The organism is Stutzerimonas degradans (assembly GCF_024448505.1).
Lineage (GTDB): Bacteria > Pseudomonadota > Gammaproteobacteria > Pseudomonadales > Pseudomonadaceae > Stutzerimonas > Stutzerimonas degradans.
The window spans coordinates 113,127-134,508 of sequence record NZ_JAMOHV010000007.1 but is presented as its reverse complement, the minus strand read 5'-3'; the positions used below and the strand labels follow the sequence as shown (position 1 = coordinate 134,508).

Genomic DNA, 21,382 nt, shown 5'->3' with positions numbered 1-21,382 from the left:
TGCTGTTCGGGCGGGCGCTCAGAGCCAGTTCAGATCGTCGAAGCCGCGGTTGACGTAGCCGCCGTATTCCCACGACGAGCCCTGGTAGCCGAACAGCGGGAACAGCGCCTTGTTGTCGTACAGGCCGAACATCAGGCTGCTGCGCACGGCCTTGAAGAACGGCGAGCGCTCGACTTCGGTCAGCAGGGCAACGCGCTGCGCTTCATCGAGCGCTTCGAACGGGCGGTCATGGGCCTCGATGGCGCGTCGATTCAGGTCGGCCAGGCCGTCGGCGACCAGTTTCGGCTGCTCGTTCGCCAGTTCCGCCAGCGGGCGGGCGTAATGCGCGTCGTCGATGGCGTCGTGGGGAAACACGTCGCGGCCCATGCGCAGCAGGCCGGGTGGCAGCTCCGGCAGCGCTTCCTCGGCCAGCAGGCGCACGGGAATCAGCTGCGCCAGACTGAAGGCGAGCGCAGTCTGACCAGAGAGGGAAAGAAAGCGCCGTCGATTGATGGCGGTTTCATGGCAGTTGGGTTTTTGCATGGCTCAGCTCCTGACTTATTGCCGGAGCCTGAAAGAAGTGCAGGCACGCGGCGCTCTTGTTATGCGGGGGCTTGTTCCGCAAATACTTCAAGAGCAGATGGCGTGCCAACTTTCTTAATTACGCTTTTAGTTCTTCAAGACATTGAAAATAAAGAACTAAATTTCTAGGTGCGGCGGCTTTCCAGTTGCGCTGTAAAGCTCATCGGCTTTACACCTGTAACGTCGTTGTAAAGTGCTTTACAACGTACGAACAATTTATCTGGGCCTTCATGTTCCAAAGTTGAACTTCCCTGCCGGAACATTTCATTTATTCTTGGCGCAGTCGCAGAACTGAAATGAAAACAACAAGAATCATCCGCCCCGAGCACCGCGCCTCGGGACGAGGAGGACGCATGACGCCGCTTGCAACCCCTGCTAGCCATATCGAGGCGGTGCTGTCACTGGCCAACGCATCGCAACTGCTCGGTGATCGCGATCCGATCATCGCCCGCTCCTGGCGGCGTTGCGTGCATGACTACGGATTGGACCCGGCGCGCCCGGCCGAGGCGCGTTTCGTGCCGCGCCAGGTGTTGCGCGAACACCAGGACCACGCCGATGAGCTGATCAACGTCGCCCGCGCTGGCGTCGAGCAGCTTTACCGGCATGTTGCTGAACTCGGCTACATCATCCTGCTCACCGACAGCCGTGGCATCGCCGTGCAGTTTCTCGGCGATCCGGCCGATGAGAAGGCGCACCGCAAGACGGGTCTCTACCTTGGCTCCGACTGGGGCGAGGATCACGCCGGGACCTGCGCGGTCGGCACCTGCATCAAGGAACAGCAGGCGCTGACCTGCCACCAGCACGACCATTTCAGCGCCTGGCACACCAACCTCACCTGCACCGCGGTGCCGATGTTCAACCCGCAGGGCCAGCTGCTGGCGGTGCTAGATATCTCCGCGCTGTATTCGCCGCCGTCCAAGGACTCGCAGACCTTTGCCCTGCAACTGGTCAAGCAGTACGCGCGGATGATCGAGGATGCCTACTTCCTGCGCCTGTACCGCGATCGGCCGATTCTCTGCTTCGACGCCTCGCGCGAGTTCGTGCTGATCAACCGCCACTACCTGCTGGCACTCGGCGACGACGGCGAGCTGCTGGCCGGCAACACTGCCGCCCGCGGCCTGCTGGCCGAGCACGGGCTGATGACGCCGGGGCCGTTCGGCAGCCTGACGCGGGCGCGCATCGACGAATTCTTCGATTGCGAGCTGGCGGACATCCTCAGCATTCCCTACGCCAGCCACGACCAGGTGCGCGCCTTCCGCACCCAGCGGCACAACCGCTTGTTCTTCGCCGCACTGATGGAGCCGCGCCGTGCCGTGTCGCTGCCGGCCGAGCGCACCCAGGGCGCGCCGCGCTGCGCGCTCGATGCCCTGGCCGACGACGACCCGGCGATGCGCAAGATGCTCGCCCGCGCCCGTCGACTGTGCAGCGAGCCGCTCAACGTGCTGCTCAACGGCGAAACCGGCACCGGCAAGGAGCGTCTGGCGCGCGCCCTGCACGAGAGCGGCAGCCGCCGCCAGGCGCCGTTCGTGGCGATCAACTGCGGTGCGGTGCCCGAGTCGCTGATAGAAAGCGAGCTGTTCGGCTACGCGCCGGGCACCTTCACCGGCGCACGGAGCAAGGGCATGCGTGGGCTGATCCAGCAGGCGGACGGCGGCACGCTGTTCCTCGACGAGATCGGCGACATGCCGTTGCATCTGCAGACGCGCCTGTTGCGTGTACTGGCCGAGCGCGAGGTCACCCCGCTGGGTGCCGAGCGGCCGGTCAAAGTGGATCTCCGCGTGATCGCCGCCAGCCACCGCGACCTGCGGCAGATGGTCGAGGCCGGCGAGTTCCGCGAAGACCTGTTCTACCGCCTCAACGGCGCACTGCTGAAACTGCCGCCGCTGCGCGAACGGGCCGACAAGGGCTACCTGATCGAACGGGTCTACGCCGAGCTGGCCCAAGGGCGCAGCAATGCCCCGCACCTGCGCGGCGATGCGATGAGTGCGCTGTTGGCCTATCCCTGGCCGGGCAACATTCGCGAGCTGCGCAACGTGCTGCAGTACGCGCTGGCTACCTGCGAGGGCAACGAAATCACCGTGCACGACCTCCCTGAGGAATGTTTGCCCCACGCGGTGACGCGCGTTGCTGTGCCGACCGCTGGTCCGGAGGCGGACGACGACCTGCGCAGCCTGCTGCGGCGCCAGCGCTGGAACGTCAGCGCGGTCGCCCGGGAGCTGGGTGTTTCACGGCCGACGGTGTATCGCCGCATGCGCTTGCAGGGTATCGAACCGCCGGTTTGAGCGGGGCGACTCCTAGGGGGCGAGGGTTGGGATTCGGGAGAGAATGGCGCCGGCGACGGCTGCCGGCGCTGTTCGGAGGGGTTGCTTAGCGTCGCGTCGTCATGCCGGGCTTCGTTCATCGGGAAGCCGCATGTTTGCTCGCCGGCTCGTGGCTGGCGTTGCGCGCTACGGCGCCGTTCAGCGCCGCAGGTACGCGGTGAAATCGATATCGCCGGCCGAGAGGATCGCCTGCACGCGGTTGTGCACGTTGAGCTTGCGCAGGATCGCCGAGACATGCGCCTTCACGGTGGTTTCGGCGATGTCGAGGTTGTAGGCGATCTGCTTGTTCGACTCGCCCTTGGTCATGCGTTCCAGCACCAGCAGCTGCTTGCGCGTCAGCGCCTGCAGCAGCTCCGGCGGGATCGACGGTTCGCTGTGATGGGTATGGCGGCTGGTGGCCTTTTGGCTACGGATGATGTCCGAAGGCAGGTAGACGTTACCGTTGAGGATCTGCTCGATGGCTTCGGTCATCTGCGCGCGCGGTGAGGATTTGGTGATGAAGCCGACCGCGCCATAGGTGATGGCCTGCAGCACGATCTGCTTGTCCTGTTCGGCGGAAACGATCACCACCGGGATGGTTGGCGCCTCGTTGCGCAGGTTGATCAGGCCGTTCAGCCCGTGCATGCCGGGCATGTTCAGGTCGAGCAGCACCAGATCGAGGTCGTCATGCTCCTGGGTCAGCGCCAGGGCGCTGTCGAGGTCGGCGGTTTCCAGGATTTCGCTGTCCGGAAAACCGTCGCGGATGACGTTGTGAATGGCCTCGCGAAACAGCGGATGGTCGTCGGCAATCAGAATCTTGTACAAGGCCGGTCACCTCTTTGTTTTGATTATGGTGAGCTTAGTCAGCGTGCTGGCTGCTCTGCACGGGCTCAGGGGTCGCAGGGTGCAGCGGCAGACCAGCCTGCTCCCAGCCATCAATGCCGTCACGGTACCAGTACAGGTCGGTGTAGCCCAGCGCACGGGCGCGCCGGGTGGCATTCCAGCCCAGCCAGCAGTCGGAGCGGCAGTAGAACACCAGCGGCCGTTGCAGGTCGCCCTCGGTAATGCGTGCCAGGTTCTTGCTGAAATAGTCCGCCCATTGCGGTGTGAGCGAGCCGTCGCCGGTGTTGGCCAGCCAGACACTGCCCGGCAGGTTGGCGTGCGCCTCGTTGTCGATGAACTGGCCGGCCAGCCATTGGCGGCGGTAGACATCCACCAACAGCATGTCGGAGCGCTCGGCGAGCAGGCGTTGGAGCGTCGCGGTATCCACCGTTTGCGCGCCTTCGGCGGTCGCCGGGGTGGGGCTGCGGTATTGCGTCTGGCGGTAGCCATCGGCGGAGAACAGTGCCGGGTCTTCGGTCGCGCTAGCGAGCGGACTCAGGCCGATCCCGGTGAGGGCGACGAACAGCAGGGGCAGCAACGACCTGGGCATTTATCTTTGTTCTCCGTACGTCGGTGGGGTCGATTACAGAGCAAAGGAGGTGTCTTTGAAATCCTACGATGGACGCGCCAACCAGTACCAAAGTACCGGTTGCCTTATGCCGAGCGCCGCAGCGCCGCATGCTGCGGATTGAAACTGGCCACCGCCAGCAGGCTGAACAGCACCGTCAGGCCGACGCACACGGCCATCGCCGTCGGTTCGAGGCGCTGGTACAGCCCGTAGCGCACCAGCTCCACCGCATGGGTGAACGGATTGACCGCGCAGACCCAGTACAGCCACTCGCTGGCCTCGCGCATCTTCCACAGCGGATACAGCGCCGAGGAAAGGAAGAACATCGGGAAGATGACGAAATTCATCACGCCGGCGAAGTTCTCCAGCTGGCGGATGCCGTTGGACAGCAGCAGCCCCAGCGCGCTGAGCAGCAGCGCCACCAGCAGCAGCGCGGGCAGGGCAGTCAGCAGGCCGAGCGGCGGCGGCTGCACGCCATACACCCAGGCGATGGCGAGGAAGGCGTAGACCTGCAGCAGCGAAATCAACGCCGTGGCCAACAGCTTGCTCGCCAGCAGGAAACCGCGCGGCAGCGGGCTGGTGAGCAGCACGCGCATGCTGCCCATCTCGCGGTCGTAGACCATCGACAGCGAACCCTGCATGCCGTTGAACAGCAGGATCATGCAGGCCAGACCGGGAACGATGTAGGTCTCGTAGGTGATGTAGGTGTCGTACGGCTCGATGATGGCGATGCCCAGTGCGGCGCGAAAACCGGCGGCGAACCACCAGCCACAGCAGCGGTCGCACCAGCGCGCTGAAGAAGCGTGAACGCTGCTGAACGAAGCGCAGCCATTCGCGCAGCACGATGCCGCGCAGGCATTCCCAGTACAGGCTCATGAGGAAGGCTCCGCTGCGGGATTACGGGTCAGGCGGTCGAAGGTCTGTTCCAGGCTGGCATCACCCTGAGCGAGGGTGTCGGCCCGGCCCTGCGCGACCAGCCGGCCGCGGTTGAGAATGAGCAGGTCGTCGTCCGTCTGAACTTCATCGAGCAGGTGTGTGGTCCACAGCACGCTCATGCCCTCCGTGCGGCACAGCTCGCGTACATGTCGGTTGAGCGCCTGGCGGCTGGCCGGATCGAGACCGGCGCTGGCTTCGTCGAGCAGCAGCAGGCTGGGCTTGTGCAGCAGCGCGCGGGCGATCTCGACGCGCCGGCGATGACCGCCGTTGAGCTCGCGTACCTTGCTCTTGCGGCGCTCGCCGAGCTGCTGGCGCTCCAGTTCGCGCTCGATGCGCTCGGTGGCCAGCACGCGCGGCATGCCGTGCAGCGCGGCGTGGTAGCGCAGGTTCTGCTCCACGGTCAGGTCCAGGTCCAGCGTGCTCTGCTGAAACACCACGCCGAGCCGGCGCAGCGCCTCGCGCGGTTGCTGACGCAGGCTGGCACCGGCGATGCGGATGGCGCCGTGCTGCAGGTCGTACAGCCGCGTCAGCAGGGCGATCAGCGTCGACTTGCCTGCGCCGTTGGGGCCGAGCAGGGCGGTAAAGCGCCCCGCGCTGGTGGCGAAGGTAACGTCGTCGAGCGCCTGCCGCGGCCCGTAGGCGAAGCGGACGCCCTCGACTTCCAGCGCGTTCATGGCGCAACCACCACGCCCCACGGATAGCGGCCGACCTTGATCGACTTGGTCACCTTGAGCTTGGCGACATCGATGACCGACACGTCGCTGCTCACGCCGTTGGTGGTCAGCAGCAGGCTTTCATCGGGATTGAACGCCATGTGCCAGACTCGCCGGCCGACCAGCAGGTAATCCAGCACCTCGTAGGTCTTCGCATCCACCACGGCGATGTGGTTGGCCGGGCCGAGCGCGACGAAGGCGTATTTGCCGTCGGAGGTGAGCTTGATGCCCACCGGCTGGACCTTGTCCGGGTGGACGCCCTTGATCTTGAAGGTCAGGGTCTTGAGGATTTCGCGCTTGTCCACGTCGACCACGCTGACCGTGCCGCCGATTTCGGCCGAGGCCCAGAGGGTCTTGCTGTCCTTAGTGAACTCGACGTGCCGCGGGCGCTGGTCGACCAGGGTGTTGTCCACCAGCTGGTTGGTAGCGGTATCGATCCAGTGCAGCATGTTGGTGGTTTCACTGGTGTTGACCGCCCACTTGCCGTCCGGGCTGACCGCCATGCCCTCGGGTTCGACACCGACGTCGATCTGTGCCAGCACCTCTTCCTTGTCGACGTCGACCACCGTTACCAGTGCATCGTCCTCGTTGGAGATGTACAGCCACTTGTTGTTGGGGTGCAGGGCGAACTGCTCCGGGTCGGCACCGGACGGCAGCTGCTTGATGATCTGCCGCGTGGCCAGGTCCATCACCTGCACGGTGTCCGAATCGCTGGCGCAGATGTAGAGCAGCTTGTTGTCGTGCGAGAGGGTCAGCCCGCGCGGACGCATGCCGACTTCGAGGGTTTCGACCGTTTCCATCTTGTCCAGGTCGATGACGCTGATGCTGTCATCCTTCTCGTTGGAAACGTACGCGGTGGCGGCCAGGGCGGAGCCGGCCAGGCAGCTCAGGGCGCAGGCGATGGCGGAGGCAAGCAGGGTTCTGGGCATGAGGGAGTCCTTTGTTGTTATAGGCGTGGGCGTGTCAGCGGGCCGGCGCGCGGGTGGCATCCAGGCGCAGCAGGTATTCGTCGGCTTCGCTCTGCCCGCCGGCGGCGGCGCGTTGCAGCCAGTCGCGCGCAGCGACGCGGTCGGCCTCCACACCGCGGCCTTCGGCCAGCGCGACGCCCCAGTGATAGCGCGCCAGGCTCACGTAGCTGGCGTCGTCGGGTTGTTCGGCGCCCTGTTTGAGCAGCGCGGCGGACTTGGACAGGTCCTGCTCCACGCCGTTGCCGCTCTCGTACATCTGCGCCAGCGAGATCAGCGAGTAGACGTCGTTCCAGCGCGCGACGCAGTCCTCGAAGATGGCCTTGGCCGCCTCGAAATTGCCGGTCTTGGCGGTGACGTAGCCGTACAGGCATTTGATGCGCTTGGGGCTGTCGACATAGGCCTCGTAGCCCAGTTCGTCGGCGAGCGCCGAGGTGCCGGGCAGGGCGGCCAATGCCAGCAGGGCGGCCACGGGAAGGCGCTTCATGGTTGGGCCTCGTTCAGCCGGCAGCGGCTCTCGGGGGCGTCGAAGCCCAGGGTGTCCAGCTCGCTGGTGGGGTGCAGAAAACCGTCCTGCGGCGAGGTGGAGACCAGCGCGCGCGGGTGGACCAGCGGGATCGGTTGGCGCAGCTGGCCGTTCCACGAGCGGAAGCTCAGCTTGCGACCCTTGAAGCCATCGAGCGGCAGCTCATCGCTCAGCGACAGCTGACGGATCGTCGTCACCTCGGCGGTACGCAGTTTGGTCACCGCGGCCGCGAGGCTGCGCACCGCCATCCAGGCGGCGAAATCGCGGTCGTTCATCCAGCGCCCGGCGTGCGCCTCGAAACGCTTCTGCAGCTGTGCGGCGCCATAGGTTTCCACGGTCTTGTGCCAGCCGGTGGGCGTCAGCCCCTGGGTCCCGGCGACCGGGCGCGGATACCAGGTGTGATAGGGCACGTACTCGCCGAAATCGCCGCGTTCGTCGGCCACTACGACCACGTCGTACTCGGTGGTCTGGGTGAACAGCGGCATGTCGGCCTGCGCCGTGCGGCGCTGGTCGTTCTCGAAGCTCCAGGGTTTCTCCGCGACGATCTTGTGGCCGAAACGCTTGGCCGCACGGCGCAGCGCGTCGGCGTAGGCCTGATCTTCCGCGGTAGGCCCGCTGATCAGCAGCCAGCGGTTCCAGCGCCGCGCGGCGAGAAACTGGCCGAGGGAATCGGCCAGCATGCTGCGACTGGGCAGGGTGTGCAGCACGTTGTTCAGGCAGCTCTGGCTGCGCAGCGCATCGTCGGCGCTGCCGGCGTTGTACAGCAGGCTGTCGGGCAGCGCCGCGGACAGCTGGCGCAGCGTGTCGACCGGGGCGTTGACCACGAACAGGCGCAGGCCGTCGGCGTGCAGCCGCGCGGCCTGCTCGAGCAGCGCTTCGGGTGTTTCGCTGGTGGCGGAATCGAGCCGGTAGTGATGCTTGAGGAAGCGTCCGGTGCTGTTGCTGTCGACGATGGCCAGCTCGGCGCCGCGCAGGCCGGCGTCTTCCGGCTCGGGTATGACGTTGGACAGCAGCGGCCCCGGATCGGGCCGATAGCCCAGGTAGCCGATGCGTACCTCCAGCGGCTCGGGCGCGGCCGGCGCGGCGAACGCGTCGGCGCAGGCGAGGGCGATCAGACAGACCGCGGCATGGAACGCGAATGGATGCATGGGGCGACTCCTGAGGCTTGCGGGCAGCATAGGAAGCGCTCCACCAGGGGGGAATATGCAGAAAGTACCAGTCGTGGTGTACCAAGGTCGTAGAAATGCGACAGATCGAAGCGGCACCCGCGAGGGGTGCCGCTCGGGTGCTCAGCGGGCGCGTCTGACGGTAAAACGACCGACCTGCACGATCATCTGCTGGGCCTGTTGCGTCAGCTCCTGCGCGGCCTGGGTCGACTGCTCGGAGTTGCTGCTGTTGTGGTGCACGACCTGATCGATCTGCTCGATGGCCAGGCTGACCTGTTCGATGCCGGACGCCTGCTGGCTGGAGGCGGAGGCGATCTCATCGACCAGCTGCGAGACCTGCGCGGCGCCCTGGACGATCGCTTCCAGCGCCTGGGCGGTTTCGTCGGTGAGCTCCATGCCCTTGACGGTCCGCGCGTTGGATTCCTGAATCAGGCGGGTGGAGCGCTGCGCCGCTTCGGCGCTGCGGGCAGCCAGCTGGCGGACTTCATCGGCCACCACCGCGAAGCCGCGTCCGTGCTCGCCGGCACGCGCCGCCTCGATCGCTGCGTTGAGGGCCAGCAGGTTGGTCTGGGTGGCAATCTCCTCGATGGCGCGGATGATGTTGGTGATGTCCTGGCCGGACTGGTTGATTTCCTGCATCGCGCCCTTGAGCGTCGCCATGAGTTCATTGCCGCCACGCGCGGATTGTTCGGAGTGGCGCGACAGCGAATTGGCCTCGCCGGCGTACTCGGAAGTCTGGCGGATCTGCGAAGCCATCTGGTTGATGGTGGCGCTGATCTCGGTGACCGCCGAGGCCGACTCCGTCGCGCCCCCGGACAGGTCATGGCTCAGGCGCGTCACTTCGCCGGCCTTGTCGTTGATCAGCGCCGAGCTGAGCTGCACCTGGGAGACCAGTTCGTTGAGGTTGTCGACCATTCGCCGCAGTGCCAGGCCGAGCTGGTCGCCGTCCGAGGCCAGGCGCACGTCCACCGTTAGATCGCCCTGGGAAATGCGCTCGGCGACATGCACCTGTTGCTGCAGGCTCTCGGCCATGCGGTCGAGGCTGGCGGAAAGCTGACCCACTTCGTCCGCCGAGCGGTGTGCGAGGCGTTGCGAAAAGTCGCCGCGCTGTATCGCGCCAGCGAGCTGCGCCGCCTTGCGGATCGGCAGCGCCACCGAGCGCGAGGAGATCCACAGCGCGATGACCGCGAGCAGCGAGATGAACACCCCGACGCCGATCTGTTGCAGCATGCTCCGGCTGCTCTGAGTCTGCATTTCCGCTTCGAGGGCGGCGGCTTTTGCCAGCACGATGTCTTTGTCGATCTTGAGCATCATCGACCACGGCTTGCCGGTCCGGCCGAGCGCGATGGGCGCGAAGACGATCACCATGCCGCTGTCGTCCAGCCGTGCCAGCTCTTCGCCTTTCTGGATGGAGCCGAGCGCGGCTTGCCAGTCATCGGGCAGCACCTGCTTGAAGTGTTCGCCGATCAGGTTGGGATGGCGGCTTTCCGCGACGACCAGACCCTGATCGCTGATGATCGCCACCTCGCCCTGGCCGTCGAACAGCTTGCCGGAGACTTCCTGGCTGATCTTCTGCACGAAATCGAGGTTGTAGTCGGTGCCCGCCACGCCCATGAAGCGCCCGTTGACCACGATGGGTACGGAAAGCGTCGCCAGCCACACCTGCTTGCCCTGCACGATGTAGGGCAGCGGGCCGAGCACGCTTTCGCGCCGGTTCTCCTTCGGGCCGATATACCAGCCGCCCTTCAGCACGCCATTCGGGTGCTTGTCCATGGTGTCGTATTCGACCAGCGGCTGGACGGCGATCTTGCCGTCTGCGCCGCGCGTCCAGTAGGGCGTGAAGCGCCCGGTCTGGTCGTTGTTGCCATTCTGCGTACCGGCGAACAGCGCGTCCTGGCCGTCGATGGCGTCCGGCTCCCAGCACGAGTAGGTGCCGTTGAAGTCCGGGTAACTCTTGAGCACGTTCAGCAGGACGGCATTGACCTGGTCGCGGCCGATCTCGAGGCCGCCATTGTCGGCCGCGCCCATCTTCGCGACGGCGAAGGTCGTGGCCATGCCGCGGGCGGCTTCCAGCGCCTTGGTGAATTCCGCGCGGATTTCCCCTGCGTACTTGCCGCCGAGGTGTTGCAGGGTTTGCAGCGCCTCATCCTGCGCTTGCTGGCTGACGCGGTTCGACACCAGTTGCTGCGTGGAGCTTGCGAGATAGACGCTGTAGCCAATGAGTATGCCCGCCGTTGCGAGCAGGCATAGCCCGCCGATGAGCGCGATTCGCTGTTGTATGGACCTGAGTGTCATGACGGTTCCTACTCCTGAGCAATGCAAAAGAACCTGCGGGGGCGTGCCTGAACGCCGAAGTGCGGCCGAAGATCGCCGATGGCAAAACGGCATCCCGAGTGCCCGAATGTGGCGGCGTGGCGGCTGATAAGTTGATCGCTACCTTGGTACTGCTGCGTTAGTAGCGGTACGTGCGATGCGGCCTTCGGTGCGGGTTCGGGCGGGGGCCACCGCAGGCGTGGCGCTGCGGGGCGCAGCGGATGACAACGGATCGGATCGCTCTCGGACTCCGTCGTTTTTCCTTTCCAATGCGCGTCGGCGGACGCGGGCGGCGGCGCCGGATCGGTACCAAGGTAGGAGGGTGGTTGACGCGCGGGTGCCTAGGATGGGGCATCCAAAACAATAAAGAGGCCATCGCCATGCCCACATGCAAAGCCATGCTGCTCAATCTGCTGTTTATCGGCAGCCTGCTCGGTTTCGATCAGAGCCAGGCCGCCGGCGATCTCACACGGCGCACCCAGGCGCTGCCGGACCTCAAGTTCGGCTCCGAAGAAAGCGATTACGCCGTCTCGCAGAAGGAGTACCAGCTGGAGACGGGCGTCGCCTACCAGCTCAAGGTGATTGCCGACGGGCAGAAGGAGTGCGCCTTCCAGGCGCCGGAGTTCGCCCAGTCGATCTTCCTGCGCAAGGTCGAGGCCGGCGGGGTGGAGATCAAGGCGGTCACGCTGGTCGAGCTGGAGTTCGAGGATGCCGGCGAGGCGGAAATCTTCTTCCTGCCGGTCAAGCCCGGCACCTACCCGTTCTACTGCAAGGGCCTGCAGAACAAGGGCATGGAAGGGCGCTTCGTGATCAAGTGACGACGCGCTCATGAGTGCGCTCAGGCGTACCTACCTGCTGGTGGCGCTGTTCTTCGTCGCCGTGACGCTGGTCTGCACGGCCGTGCTGCTGCGCCAGGCCGCGCATGACGTGCAGCGCGAGCTCGATGCCGCGCAGCAGGTCGTGGATTACCTGGCGGTGAGTCTGCGCGACGAGCCGCAGGCACTGGCCGCCGGTCTGGAGCGAAGCCTGCGGCATATCCGCATCGAACGGGTGACGGCTGGCAATCAGCAGCCGGCCGGCCCATCCGATCGACCCTGGCTGAGCCGTTGGTTGTACCCGCAGGTGATGCCGGCGCGCGTCATCGAACGGGCCAACGGCGAGCAGATTCGCCTGGCGGTCAATCCCGACGACGAAGTGGAAGAGGTCTGGGATTCGCTGTTACAGCTGCTCGCCCTGTTCGGCCTGGCGCTGGCGCTGAGCCTGCTGACCATACGCTGGGCGGTCGGCCATGCGCTCGGCGTGCTGGAAGACCTGCTTGGCGGCCTGCGGCAGATTTCCCGCGGGCAGCTGGCCACGCGGCTGGTCGCGCGGCGGCTGCCGGAGGCACGCCGGCTGGCCGGGCATTTCAACCAGATGGCCGGCGCGCTGGAGGAGGCCGAGGCGGCGAACGCGCGGCTCACCGGCACGCTGCTGGAACTGCAGGAGCGCGAACGCACCCGTCTGGCGCAGGTGATGCATGACGATCTCGGCCAGTACGTCGCCGGCATTCGCGCCCGCGCCTGCCTGCTGCGCATCCAGGCCGAGCAGCCGGATGCGGTGCGTGAAACCGCGGCGCATCTGGAACGCCACAGCCTCGATCTGCAGAACGGGTTTCGCACGCTGGTGCGCGATCTCTATCCGGTGATGCTCGAACACCTGCCGCTGGAAGAGGCCGTCGGCCAGTTGGTCGAGCAATGGCAGGGTGCGCAGGGCATCGAATGCCACCTCCAGCTGTGCGGAGCGATTCCGGCGTTCACCACCGAGGACAAGCTGCACCTGTACCGCCTGCTGCAGGAGGCGCTGACCAATGTCGCGCGCCACGCGCAGGCCCGTTGCGTGCGTCTGCGCCTGCGCGGCGGCGCGCATGGGCTGCGTGTGCTGTTGCGTGACGACGGCCACGGCGAGCCGCCGCAGCGTGCCGGGGTCGGTCTGCGTTCGATGCGCGAGCGGGCTCGCTGCCTCGGCGCCAACCTGCGTTTGCGGCACTGCCCGGGACGGGGCTGGACGCTTTATCTCAACCTGCCGTGTAAAGGAGCGACAGCATGAAAATCCTGCTGGTGGACGATCACGCGGTGGTGCGCCAGGGCTACGCCAGCCTGCTGACCGCGCTGCTGCCCGAGGTGGTGGTGACCGAGGCCGAGAGCGGTGAACTGGCGCTGCAACGCGTGCAGGAGGAAATTCCCAGCCTCGTCGTGCTGGACCTCGGGCTGCCTGGCATCAGCGGGCTGGAGACCTGCCGGCGCCTGCGCCAGCGCCTGCCGCTGCTGCCGGTGCTGATCTTCAGCATGCATGACGAACTGGCGCTGGTACGCCAGGCGCTGGATGCCGGGGCGTCCGGCTACCTGACCAAACGCTGCGCGCCGGACGTGCTGGTCGAGGCAGTGCGCAAGGTGCTTGCCGGTCAGCCCTTCATCGAGCAGCCGCTGGCCACTGCACTGGCCCGCCAGCGTCCCAGCACCTCACCGATGCAGGGCCGTCTGGCCGAGATGACCCCGCGCGAGATGGAGATCTTCATCATGCTCGCCCGTGGCATCGGCAACCGCGAGATCGCCGAGCGGCTGTGCATCAGCAGCAAGACCGTCTCCAATCACATGGCTCTGCTCAAGAGCAAGCTGGACGTCAGCTCCCAGGCGGAGCTGGTGCACCTGGCCATCGATCAGGGCCTGCTGCGCGTCGGCGAACGCATGCTCTGCGAGGCCTGAGCCCCCGCCACGCCCCCGACTGTTTCCTGTTCGCGAACCCGCCTGCCGCCGCAGGCGGGCGGCCTGCGCGCGCCTGGCCGCCACGCAGGTCTTGGTCCGTACCGCGCCATCGGTCGTACGACCAAGTGCCGGCGATTCGGGAAATTTTCCCGGGCGAACCGGGAATTCTTCCCTGTCGGCGCGACTCGGCGGCTTTCGATAATCGGTCTGGCAGGTTGCCAGCATGCAGCCGTGATCCGTTCGATTCGCCGCACAACAACAAGGAATATCCATGTCGTATCAGGTCTGCCGCCGCGGGTTGCCCCGGCGTACGCTGCTTTCGCTCGCCATCGCCAGCCTGCTGCCAGGTATGGCGCATGCCGCCGAGCCGTTCGAACTGGCCAGCGAAGAAATCGTCGCCACCACACCGTTGCCAGGTATCGGTCTGTCCAAGGATCGCCTGCCGGCCAACGTCCAGACGCTGGACGAGGCGCAACTGCGCAAGCTCGGCGGCCAGTCGCTCGCCGAAGCGCTGCAGCGCGAGCTGCCGAGCGTCAATCTGAACGAGACCCAGGGCAACCCGTACCAGGCTGACCTCAACTACCGCGGCTTCACCGCATCGCCGCTGTTGGGCACCGCCCAGGGTCTGTCGGTATTTCTCGACGGCGTGCGGGTCAACGAGGCCTTCGGCGACGTGGTGCACTGGGACCTGATTCCCCGCAGCGCCATCGCCGACATGGCGCTGGTGCCCGGCTCCAACCCGTTGTACGGCCTGAACACCCTGGGTGGTGCGCTGGCGTTGCAGACCAAGCGCGGCGACACCCATCCCGGCGGTTCCGCCGAGGTTTACGCCGGCTCGTTCGGGCGCAAGGGTGGCGCGGTGCAGCACGGCGGCCAGCACGAAGAATTTTCCTGGTATCTGGCGGCCGAGGGCATGGAGGAGGATGGCTGGCGCGATCACTCGCCATCGGATGTCGGCCAGCTGTTCGGCAAGTTCGCCTGGACCACCGCGACCACCGACATCGCGCTGACCCTGGCGCACGCCGACAACGACCTGATCGGCAACGGCCTGCTGCCCGAGAGCATGCATGACCGCGATCACGACGCGATCTTCACCCATCCCGACCAGACCGAAAACCGCAGCCATCTGATGGCGCTGTCGGCCAGTCACTGGCTGAGCGATGCCGATCGGCTGTCCGGCACCGTTTATCTGCGCCGTACCCGCACCGCGACGCTGAACGGTGACGGCAACGACGAGTACGAAGACGAGTACGAGGAGTGGGAAGACGCCGGCTTTATCGGCGAAGGCCCGCAAAGCGGCGTGCTCAACCGTACCCGCACCGCGCAGCGCGCCTACGGCCTGGCCTTGCAGTGGACGCGTTATGCCGGCGATCACCAGTTCGCCTTCGGCCTGTCGCATGACAACACCCGCGCCAGCTTTCACCAGAGCGAGCAGGGCGGCGAGCTGACCGACGAGCGCGGCATCCTGCCCACCGAGGACGAGGAACAGGCCAACAGCCTGCTCGGTCGTACACGCACCTCCAGCCTTTACGCAACCGACACCTGGGCGCTGACCGAGGCGCTGCAGCTGACTGGCTCGCTGCGCTACAACCGCACACGCGTGGTCAACAGCGATCGCATGGGCGATGACCTCGACGGCGACTTCACCTATCGCAAGCTCAACCCGGCACTGGGTTTCGCCTGGCAGCTGCAACCGGCGCTGACCGTCTATGGCGGCTTCTCGCAGGGCAATCGCGCGCCCACGCCGATCGAGCTGGGCTGCGCCGATCCGCAGAACCCCTGCAGCCTGCCCAACGCGATGGCCGCCGACCCGTTCCTCGAGCAGGTGGTCACCCGTACCCTCGAACTCGGCGTGCGCGGACAGCTGGCCGGCGGGGCGGAGTGGAACGTCACCGCGTTTCGCAGCATGAACCACGACGACCTGCTGTTCGTCGGCACCGGTGGCAGCCAGGGCTATTTCACCAACTTCGGCCGCACCCGGCGCCAGGGTATCGAGCTGGGGCTGAACGGCAGCTACGGTGCATTCGACTGGCGCGCGGATTACACCTACCTGCAGGCGACGTTCCGCTCCTCGGCATGCATCCTCGCCGAGAACAACAGCACCGAAGGCGAGGGTGGCTGCCCGGATGACGAAATCCGTATCGCCAGCGGCGACCACCTGCCGGGCTTGCCCAAGCACAATCTCAAGCTCGGCCTGGACTGGAACCTGAACGAGCGCCTGCGCCTGGGCACCACGTTGCTGGCCTATTCCGGACAGTACGTGCGCGGCAACGAGAACAACCGCCACCAGGCGAGCGGCGAGTTCGAGGGCAGTGGCAAGCTGCCGGGCTACGCGGTGCTCAACCTCACCGCCGACTACCGTTTCGCCCGCGACTGGACGCTGTTCGGACGCGTCGACAACCTGTTCGACAAGCGTTACGCCACCAGCGGCGCGCTGGCGGAGAACCCCTTCGTCGGCGCCGGCAACGCCTTCGCCGACGACCCGGACGGCTGGCGCCACGAGCAGTTCATCGCCCCCGGTGCACCCCGCGCGGGCTGGCTGGGCGTGCGCTACCAATGGGACGCGCTGTAGCTGAACGGATAAAGGCCCGTGCAGACCGTACGGGTCTTTTGCGTCCGGCTTGCCGGCTTTGCGGGGCGATGTGTCAGGCGTGACGCAAAAAAGTCACGGCAGACTGCGTATGCTGGTGTGCTTGGCCGCCATCCTGTGCGGCGCGACCAGCGGAGCCCCAATGAACCACGCTTGTGCAGTCATCCGCCGTTCCAGGTCGTCACACCTGACTGCGGCAGGCCAGACGCGTTGATCAGCTCGTCGCGCCTGCGCGTCGTGTTCGCACTCGGCAGCGCGCAGACGCTGGCCTGGGGCTCGACCTACTACCTGCCAGCGATTCTCGCCGAGCCGATGGCGCGCGAGCTGGGCCTGGCCACCGGCACCGTGTTCGCCGCATTTTCCCTGGCGCTGGTGGTGACGGCCGTTCTCGGGCCGCTGTGCGGCAAGCGCATCGACCATCACGGCGGGCGTGATGTGCTGGCGCTTTCCAGTCTGGTCTTCGCGGCAGGGCTGGCGACCCTCGGCCTTGCGAACGGGCCGCTGATGCTCTGGCTCGGCTGGCTGGTGATCGGCATCGGCATGGCGCTGGGGCTTTACGAGTCGGCGTTCTCCACACTCACCGGCATCTACGGCCGCGATGCGCGCGGTGCGATCACCGGGATTACCTTGCTTGCCGGATTCGCCAGTACCGTGTGCTGGCCGATCAGCGGCTGGCTGGAGGCTGCGCTCGGCTGGCGTGGCACCTGCCTGGTCTGGGCCGGGGCGCATATCGTCCTCGGTCTGCCGCTGAACCGGCTGATGATTCCGCTGGGTATCCAGCCCGCATCGCCGCCGGGCGACAAGCCTGTGCAGGAACCTGCCGGCGTCGGCCTGACCATGGGGCTGCTGGCGTTCGTTTTCGCGGCCACCTGGTTCGTCAGCACGGCGATGGCGGCGCACCTGCCGCGACTGCTGCAGGAGTCCGGGCTGTCGGCGGCTGCGGCCATCGCCGTCGCGGCGCTGGTCGGGCCGGCGCAGGTCGGTGCGCGCTGTCTGGAATTCGTTTTGCTGCAGCGATTCCATCCGCTGCTCTCGGCACGCCTGGCGGCCATCGCGCATCCCATCGGTGCGCTCGGCGTGATGCTGTTCGGCGCACCGGCGACCACCGGGTTTGCCCTGTTGCACGGCGGTGGCAACGGCATCCTGACCATCGCCAAGGGCACCTTGCCGCTGGTGATCTTCGGCCCGCACGGTTATGGCCTGCGCCAGGGGCTGCTGATGGTGCCGGCGCGTTTCGCCCAGGCCTTCGCGCCGTTCGTCTTCGCGCTGTTGATCGATGATTACGGCAGCGGCGCACTGTGGCTGTCGGCCGCGCTGGGCGTGCTGGCGTACGGTGCGCTGTCACTGCTGCAGCGGACCGCGCGTGGTCTCGGTTGAGCGGCAACGGCCGCAGCTCTGGCCGCGTTCGTCGATCAGCGCTGCCAGCGAACCGTCAGGAGGATCATCGCGAACCGTCTACATGCAGCGGCTGCCTGGGCTTGGCGCGACGCGGTTGGGGCGGCGTGCTGGCCAGCTGCAGCAGCAGATGTTGCCGCTCGACGGGCAGGCCGAGGAATACCTGTAGCGCGGCATAGGCGTCATTCGCTGCATAGACCTGCTGAGCCTCGCTTAGCTCGGCGCTGGCCCAGTTCGAGGTCGCCACGCGGCGCGACTTGTGGATACGCGCACCCAGCACGCCGGCCACTGCGCCGCGCAGGCCGACCTGACCTTTGCGGTCCTGATAGCGCAGCACGGTGCCGAGGTCGAGGCAGTTCGCCAGCTCGATGCCGAGCCTGCCGCGCAGTCGGCTGCGGTCCGCTTTCAGACCGAAGCCGATCTTCAGTACATCTGGCGCCTGCAGAATCGTGCGCGCCGCCTCGACGCAGCCTGGCACGATGACCTGAAACAGGTACGCCTGCGTCGGCGTGGCGAGCTGGATCAGGTGCGGACCGGTGGAGACTTCGCCGACGCGAAAGGTTGGCCGGGATTCGGTATCGAAGCCGACGCAGGGGCAGGCGCGCAGCTCGCCGATGGCGCTGGCCAGCGCCGTGGCGTCGGCGGGCATGACGATGTGTGCGGGCGTCAGCCCGGCGAAGGTCGGCAGGGTGGCGTTGTCGGCAGGAAGGGGAATGCGGATGGGCTGCATCGTCGGTGCTCCGGGGCTCGCCAGCGGCAGCGATCAGGCAACGCTAGCCGAGCGCGGCGGGCAAGTCGATGCCGAATCCACCCGGCGCCGGCTACTTTTCCCAGTCGTGCGGACAATCCTTGCAGCCTTCCATGTTGGTTCCCTGGAACGTGGCGTAATGCCGCCGCGCGCCGCTGAGCACGGCGTCGGCCAGGTTGGCATCGTTGAGCTTGGCTTCCTGCAGGTTGGCGTCGGTCAGGTCGGCGCCAGCGAGGTCGGCCTTGCTCAGCCAGGTCATTTCCAGATCGGCGGCACGCAGGGTGCTGCGCTGCATCTTCGCGCCGCTCAGGCGGGCAAATTCGAGATAGGCACCAGTGAGGTCGGCACCATTGAAGCGCGCAGCCTGAGCGAACAGACCCCAGCCCTGGATGGCGACCAGCCGGGCGTCGGTGAAGTTGGCCAGGCGCAGATTGGCCTGCTGCAGGCTGGCGCGGTTGAGCGTGGCGCCGCTGAGATCGGCCTTCTCCAGATTGGCCAGGTCCAGGTTGGCGTGGCGCAGGTTGGCGCCAGCCAGCTTGGCGCCGGCGAGATTGATTTTGCGCAGGTCCTGATTGCTCAGGTCCGCGCCGCGCAGATCGGCGTTCGGACACTGGCTTTCCGGCTGGATGACGCAGCCATTGATGACCGCGGGCTGGTCGCTGGCGGCGAACGCGGCGTTACCGGCGAGCAGGGCCAGAGGCAAAAGCAGTAGCGGGGAGGTCTTCATGACGGTTCTCCTGCGAAGCGGTAGGGAGGGGCGGTTGCGCGGAGGCTCGCGTGGCGCGCCGGCGAGAGCGCCAACTCGGGGCCAGACATGCCATGGGAACGCTCCGCGAACCGTCTTATAGGGAAGCGCCGTGCCGGCCGTAGCGGGCACGGCGTGGTACTCAGCGCTGCGCGGTCTTCTTCTCCCACTCCGGCAGTTTGAACACCCAGAACGAACCACCCTGGGCGACCGGCTTGGTCAACACGGCCATGTCGCCACCCCACAGCGGCACGGCGCCGCCGTAGCCGACGGTCACGCCGAGGTACTGCTCGCCATCCTGCTCCCAGGTGATCGGCGGCGAGATGATTCCGCTGCCGGTCTGGAACTTCCACAGCTCGTCGCCGGTTTTCGCGTCGAAGGCCTTGAAGTAGCCGTCACTGGTGCCGGTGAACACCAGGTTGCCCTTGGTGGCCAGCACGCCGGCCCACAGCGGCAGTTTTTCCTTGTGTTCCCAGGCGACCTTGCCGGTGGTGGGGTTCATGGCGCGCAGGATGCCGACGTGGTCGTCGTACATGCGCTTGATGCGGAACCCCTGGCCGAGATAGGCCGAGCCCTTCTTGTAGCTGACCTCTTCGGTCCAGTAGTCCTCCTTCCAGTGGTTGGCCGGCACGTAGAACAGGCCGGTGTCCTGGCTGTAGGCCATCGGGTTCCAGTTCTTGCCGCCGAGGAAGGGCGGAGAAACCTCTACGGACTTGCCGTGCTGCTCGCCGGGTTCGGGTTTGGGCGGGCGCTGGCCTTCGTTCTCCACCGGGCGGCCGGTTTTCAGATCGATGTGGCTGGCCCAGGTGATGTTGTCGACGAAGGGGAAGGCGTTCTGCAGCTTACCGTCCTTGCGATCGACCACGTAGAAGAAGCCGTTGCGGTCGGCGTGGGCGGTGGCTTTCACGGTCTGGCCGTTCTTGTCCTTGTAGTCGAACAGCACCAGTTCGTTGTTGCCGGAGAAGTCCCAGGCGTCGTTCGGGGTGTGCTGGTAGAACCACTTCACTTCGCCGGTGGAAGGATCGACGCCGACCTGGCCGGAGGTGTAGAGGCTGTCGTAGTCCTGCGGCTTGCCGTCCTTGGAGGTGCGCGCCCAGCCGTTCCACGGCGCGGGGTTGCCGGCGCCGACGATGATGGTGTTGGTCTCGGCATCGAAGCTCGCGCTCTGCCACGGTGCGCCGCCGCCCTGACTCCAGGCTTCGACCTTGCCGGTCGGCGAGTTGGCATCGTCCGGCCAGGAGGGTGCCTTGATGTCGCCGGTCGGCGTGCTGTCCTTGCCGTTCAGGCGACCCATGTGGCCCTCGACGAAGGGACGCATCCAGACTTCTTCACCCGTGTCCGGGTCGCGCGCGAAGAGCTTGCCGACCACGCCGAACTCGTCACCCGAGCTGCCGTGAACCAGCAGCACCTTGCCGGTCTTGCCGTCCTTCACCAGCGTCGGCGCACCGGTCATGGTGTAACCGGCGCCGTGATCGCCGAATTTTTTGTTCCAGACGACCTTGCCGGTGTCCTTGTTCAGCGCTACGACGCGGGCGTCCAGTGTGCCGAAGTAGATCTTGTCGCCGTAGATCGCCGCGCCGCGGTTGACCACGTCGCAGCAGGGGCGAATGTCGTCGGGCAGGCGGTGGGCGTAGCTCCACAGGCGCTTGCCGGTTTTCGCATCCAGGGCGAACACGCGCGAGTAGGAGCCTGTCACGTAGATCACACCGTCGTGGACGATGGCCTGGGATTCCTGGCCGCGCTGTTTCTCGTCACCGAAGGAGAACGACCACGCCGGGGTCAGCTTGAACACGTTCTTGTCGTTGACCTGGGCCAGCGGGCTCCAGCGCTGTGCGTGGGTGCCCAGGCCATACTGCAGGACGTTCTCGGTGGACAGATGGTCGTTGGCGATATCTTTCCAGCTGACCGGCTTGGCCTGTGCAACGCCGGCCAGCGCGAAGCTGCCGAACAGCACGGCGAGGGCGAGCGGGCGGGTTGTGCCGGGGTGCGATCTTGTTGTCATGGTTGCGATTCCCTTGGTCGATTCGGACGAGGCCGCCGTCTGCCGGTAGCCTGGCGATACGAATAGTGGGAGCGCGCCCGCGTGCGCCGACACGGAAAAACGCCCGCCGATGCCGGGAAAACTTCCCATCGGTGCGCTGTTTTCGCCTTGCTACCGCGGTGCCACCACGACCCGCTGCAAAAGACGGGGATAAAACCTAGTACCAAGGGAGGAGATGCAGGCATCCAAAGC

17 protein-coding genes and 1 pseudogene are annotated in these 21,382 nt (G+C 66.3%); 6 read left to right on the top strand and 12 right to left on the bottom strand.

Going from position 1 to position 21,382, the window contains the following annotated elements; translation table 11 throughout:
* Positions 1 to 18: 18 nt before the first annotated feature.
* Positions 19 to 522, bottom strand: coding sequence for a gluconate 2-dehydrogenase subunit 3 family protein (locus NAV27_RS11450; protein ID WP_102828316.1), 504 nt, complete (start codon positions 520 to 522; stop codon positions 19 to 21).
* Positions 523 to 914: 392 nt separating this feature from the next.
* On the opposite strand from NAV27_RS11450, the gene NAV27_RS11445 reads away from it, so the two are divergent.
* Positions 915 to 2,843 (top strand): sigma-54-dependent Fis family transcriptional regulator, encoded by a 1,929-nt coding sequence (locus NAV27_RS11445; RefSeq protein ID WP_102828317.1) that lies wholly within the window; start codon positions 915 to 917, stop codon positions 2,841 to 2,843.
* Positions 2,844 to 3,020: 177 nt separating this feature from the next.
* Here NAV27_RS11445 and NAV27_RS11440 read toward each other — a convergent pair whose 3' ends face one another.
* From NAV27_RS11440 to NAV27_RS11405, 8 genes and pseudogenes are all read right to left on the bottom strand, one after another.
* Positions 3,021 to 3,686, bottom strand: coding sequence for a response regulator transcription factor (locus tag NAV27_RS11440; RefSeq protein WP_043295713.1), 666 nt, complete (start codon positions 3,684 to 3,686; stop codon positions 3,021 to 3,023).
* A 34-nt stretch (positions 3,687 to 3,720) separates the two neighbouring features.
* The gene (locus NAV27_RS11435; protein ID WP_043295711.1) at positions 3,721 to 4,293 is read right to left on the bottom strand and encodes a PQQ-dependent catabolism-associated CXXCW motif protein; all 573 of its coding nucleotides are present in this window, start codon (positions 4,291 to 4,293) and stop codon (positions 3,721 to 3,723) included.
* A 104-nt stretch (positions 4,294 to 4,397) separates the two neighbouring features.
* Positions 4,398 to 5,187: pseudogene (locus tag NAV27_RS11430) on the bottom strand (ABC transporter permease).
* Positions 5,184 to 5,921 (bottom strand): ABC transporter ATP-binding protein, encoded by a 738-nt coding sequence (locus NAV27_RS11425; RefSeq protein ID WP_043295707.1) that lies wholly within the window; start codon positions 5,919 to 5,921, stop codon positions 5,184 to 5,186. The pseudogene NAV27_RS11430 and the gene NAV27_RS11425 overlap by 4 nt, the downstream one beginning before the upstream one ends.
* Positions 5,918 to 6,889, bottom strand: a complete 972-nt coding sequence (locus tag NAV27_RS11420; RefSeq protein WP_043295705.1) for a YVTN family beta-propeller repeat protein — start codon at positions 6,887 to 6,889, stop codon at positions 5,918 to 5,920. The genes NAV27_RS11425 and NAV27_RS11420 overlap by 4 nt, the downstream gene beginning before the upstream one ends.
* Before the next feature lie 34 nt (positions 6,890 to 6,923).
* Positions 6,924 to 7,412 (bottom strand): tetratricopeptide repeat protein, encoded by a 489-nt coding sequence (locus tag NAV27_RS11415; protein ID WP_102828318.1) that lies wholly within the window; start codon positions 7,410 to 7,412, stop codon positions 6,924 to 6,926.
* A complete protein-coding gene (locus NAV27_RS11410; RefSeq protein ID WP_102828319.1) occupies positions 7,409 to 8,599 on the bottom strand; it encodes an ABC transporter substrate-binding protein in 1,191 nt (396 codons plus the stop codon). The genes NAV27_RS11415 and NAV27_RS11410 overlap by 4 nt, the downstream gene beginning before the upstream one ends.
* 141 nt (positions 8,600 to 8,740) lie before the next feature.
* The gene (locus tag NAV27_RS11405) at positions 8,741 to 10,912 is read right to left on the bottom strand and encodes a methyl-accepting chemotaxis protein (protein ID WP_102828320.1); all 2,172 of its coding nucleotides are present in this window, start codon (positions 10,910 to 10,912) and stop codon (positions 8,741 to 8,743) included.
* 398 nt (positions 10,913 to 11,310) lie between these two features.
* Here NAV27_RS11405 and NAV27_RS11400 point away from each other — a divergent pair, with 398 nt between their 5' ends.
* From NAV27_RS11400 to NAV27_RS11380, 5 genes are all read left to right on the top strand, one after another.
* Positions 11,311 to 11,748 carry a cupredoxin domain-containing protein gene (locus tag NAV27_RS11400; RefSeq protein WP_102828321.1) on the top strand — a complete coding sequence of 146 codons (438 nt, stop codon included), beginning with the start codon at positions 11,311 to 11,313 and terminating at the stop codon, positions 11,746 to 11,748.
* 10 nt (positions 11,749 to 11,758) lie between these two features.
* Positions 11,759 to 13,015, top strand: a complete 1,257-nt coding sequence (locus tag NAV27_RS11395; protein WP_102828322.1) for a HAMP domain-containing sensor histidine kinase — start codon at positions 11,759 to 11,761, stop codon at positions 13,013 to 13,015.
* Entirely contained in the window at positions 13,012 to 13,671 is a 660-nt protein-coding gene (locus NAV27_RS11390) for a response regulator (protein ID WP_008567927.1), read from the top strand. Before NAV27_RS11395 ends, NAV27_RS11390 begins: the two co-directional genes overlap by 4 nt.
* 271 nt (positions 13,672 to 13,942) lie before the next feature.
* The gene (locus tag NAV27_RS11385; protein WP_102828323.1) at positions 13,943 to 16,243 is read left to right on the top strand and encodes a TonB-dependent receptor; all 2,301 of its coding nucleotides are present in this window, start codon (positions 13,943 to 13,945) and stop codon (positions 16,241 to 16,243) included.
* Between the two features lie 228 nt (positions 16,244 to 16,471).
* On the top strand, positions 16,472 to 17,638 hold the full coding sequence (locus tag NAV27_RS11380) for an MFS transporter (protein WP_102828324.1): 1,167 nt from the start codon (positions 16,472 to 16,474) through the stop codon (positions 17,636 to 17,638).
* Between the two features lie 64 nt (positions 17,639 to 17,702).
* Here NAV27_RS11380 and NAV27_RS11375 read toward each other — a convergent pair whose 3' ends face one another.
* The 3 genes from NAV27_RS11375 to exaA all read right to left on the bottom strand — a co-directional run bounded on the left by NAV27_RS11375 (position 17,703) and on the right by exaA (position 21,151).
* Positions 17,703 to 18,386, bottom strand: coding sequence for a 3'-5' exonuclease (locus NAV27_RS11375; protein WP_102828325.1), 684 nt, complete (start codon positions 18,384 to 18,386; stop codon positions 17,703 to 17,705).
* Between the two features lie 91 nt (positions 18,387 to 18,477).
* Positions 18,478 to 19,131 (bottom strand): pentapeptide repeat-containing protein, encoded by a 654-nt coding sequence (locus NAV27_RS11370; protein WP_102828326.1) that lies wholly within the window; start codon positions 19,129 to 19,131, stop codon positions 18,478 to 18,480.
* A 160-nt stretch (positions 19,132 to 19,291) separates the two neighbouring features.
* The gene (exaA, locus tag NAV27_RS11365; protein WP_102828327.1) at positions 19,292 to 21,151 is read right to left on the bottom strand and encodes a quinoprotein ethanol dehydrogenase; all 1,860 of its coding nucleotides are present in this window, start codon (positions 21,149 to 21,151) and stop codon (positions 19,292 to 19,294) included.
* Between the last annotated feature and the right edge of the window lie 231 nt (positions 21,152 to 21,382).

Coding starts and splice junctions, on each gene's coding strand:
- NAV27_RS11390 (WP_008567927.1), top strand. CDS start 13,012: ATGAAAATCCTGCTGGTGGACGATCACGCGGTGGTGCGCCAGGGCTAC.
- NAV27_RS11405 (WP_102828320.1), bottom strand. CDS start 10,912: ATGACACTCAGGTCCATACAACAGCGAATCGCGCTCATCGGCGGGCTA.
- NAV27_RS11415 (WP_102828318.1), bottom strand. CDS start 7,412: ATGAAGCGCCTTCCCGTGGCCGCCCTGCTGGCATTGGCCGCCCTGCCC.
- NAV27_RS11410 (WP_102828319.1), bottom strand. CDS start 8,599: ATGCATCCATTCGCGTTCCATGCCGCGGTCTGTCTGATCGCCCTCGCC.
- NAV27_RS11435 (WP_043295711.1), bottom strand. CDS start 4,293: ATGCCCAGGTCGTTGCTGCCCCTGCTGTTCGTCGCCCTCACCGGGATC.
- NAV27_RS11445 (WP_102828317.1), top strand. CDS start 915: ATGACGCCGCTTGCAACCCCTGCTAGCCATATCGAGGCGGTGCTGTCA.
- NAV27_RS11425 (WP_043295707.1), bottom strand. CDS start 5,921: ATGAACGCGCTGGAAGTCGAGGGCGTCCGCTTCGCCTACGGGCCGCGG.
- NAV27_RS11395 (WP_102828322.1), top strand. CDS start 11,759: ATGAGTGCGCTCAGGCGTACCTACCTGCTGGTGGCGCTGTTCTTCGTC.
- NAV27_RS11375 (WP_102828325.1), bottom strand. CDS start 18,386: ATGCAGCCCATCCGCATTCCCCTTCCTGCCGACAACGCCACCCTGCCG.
- NAV27_RS11400 (WP_102828321.1), top strand. CDS start 11,311: ATGCCCACATGCAAAGCCATGCTGCTCAATCTGCTGTTTATCGGCAGC.
- NAV27_RS11385 (WP_102828323.1), top strand. CDS start 13,943: ATGTCGTATCAGGTCTGCCGCCGCGGGTTGCCCCGGCGTACGCTGCTT.
- NAV27_RS11420 (WP_043295705.1), bottom strand. CDS start 6,889: ATGCCCAGAACCCTGCTTGCCTCCGCCATCGCCTGCGCCCTGAGCTGC.
- NAV27_RS11450 (WP_102828316.1), bottom strand. CDS start 522: ATGCAAAAACCCAACTGCCATGAAACCGCCATCAATCGACGGCGCTTT.
- NAV27_RS11370 (WP_102828326.1), bottom strand. CDS start 19,131: ATGAAGACCTCCCCGCTACTGCTTTTGCCTCTGGCCCTGCTCGCCGGT.
- exaA (WP_102828327.1), bottom strand. CDS start 21,151: ATGACAACAAGATCGCACCCCGGCACAACCCGCCCGCTCGCCCTCGCC.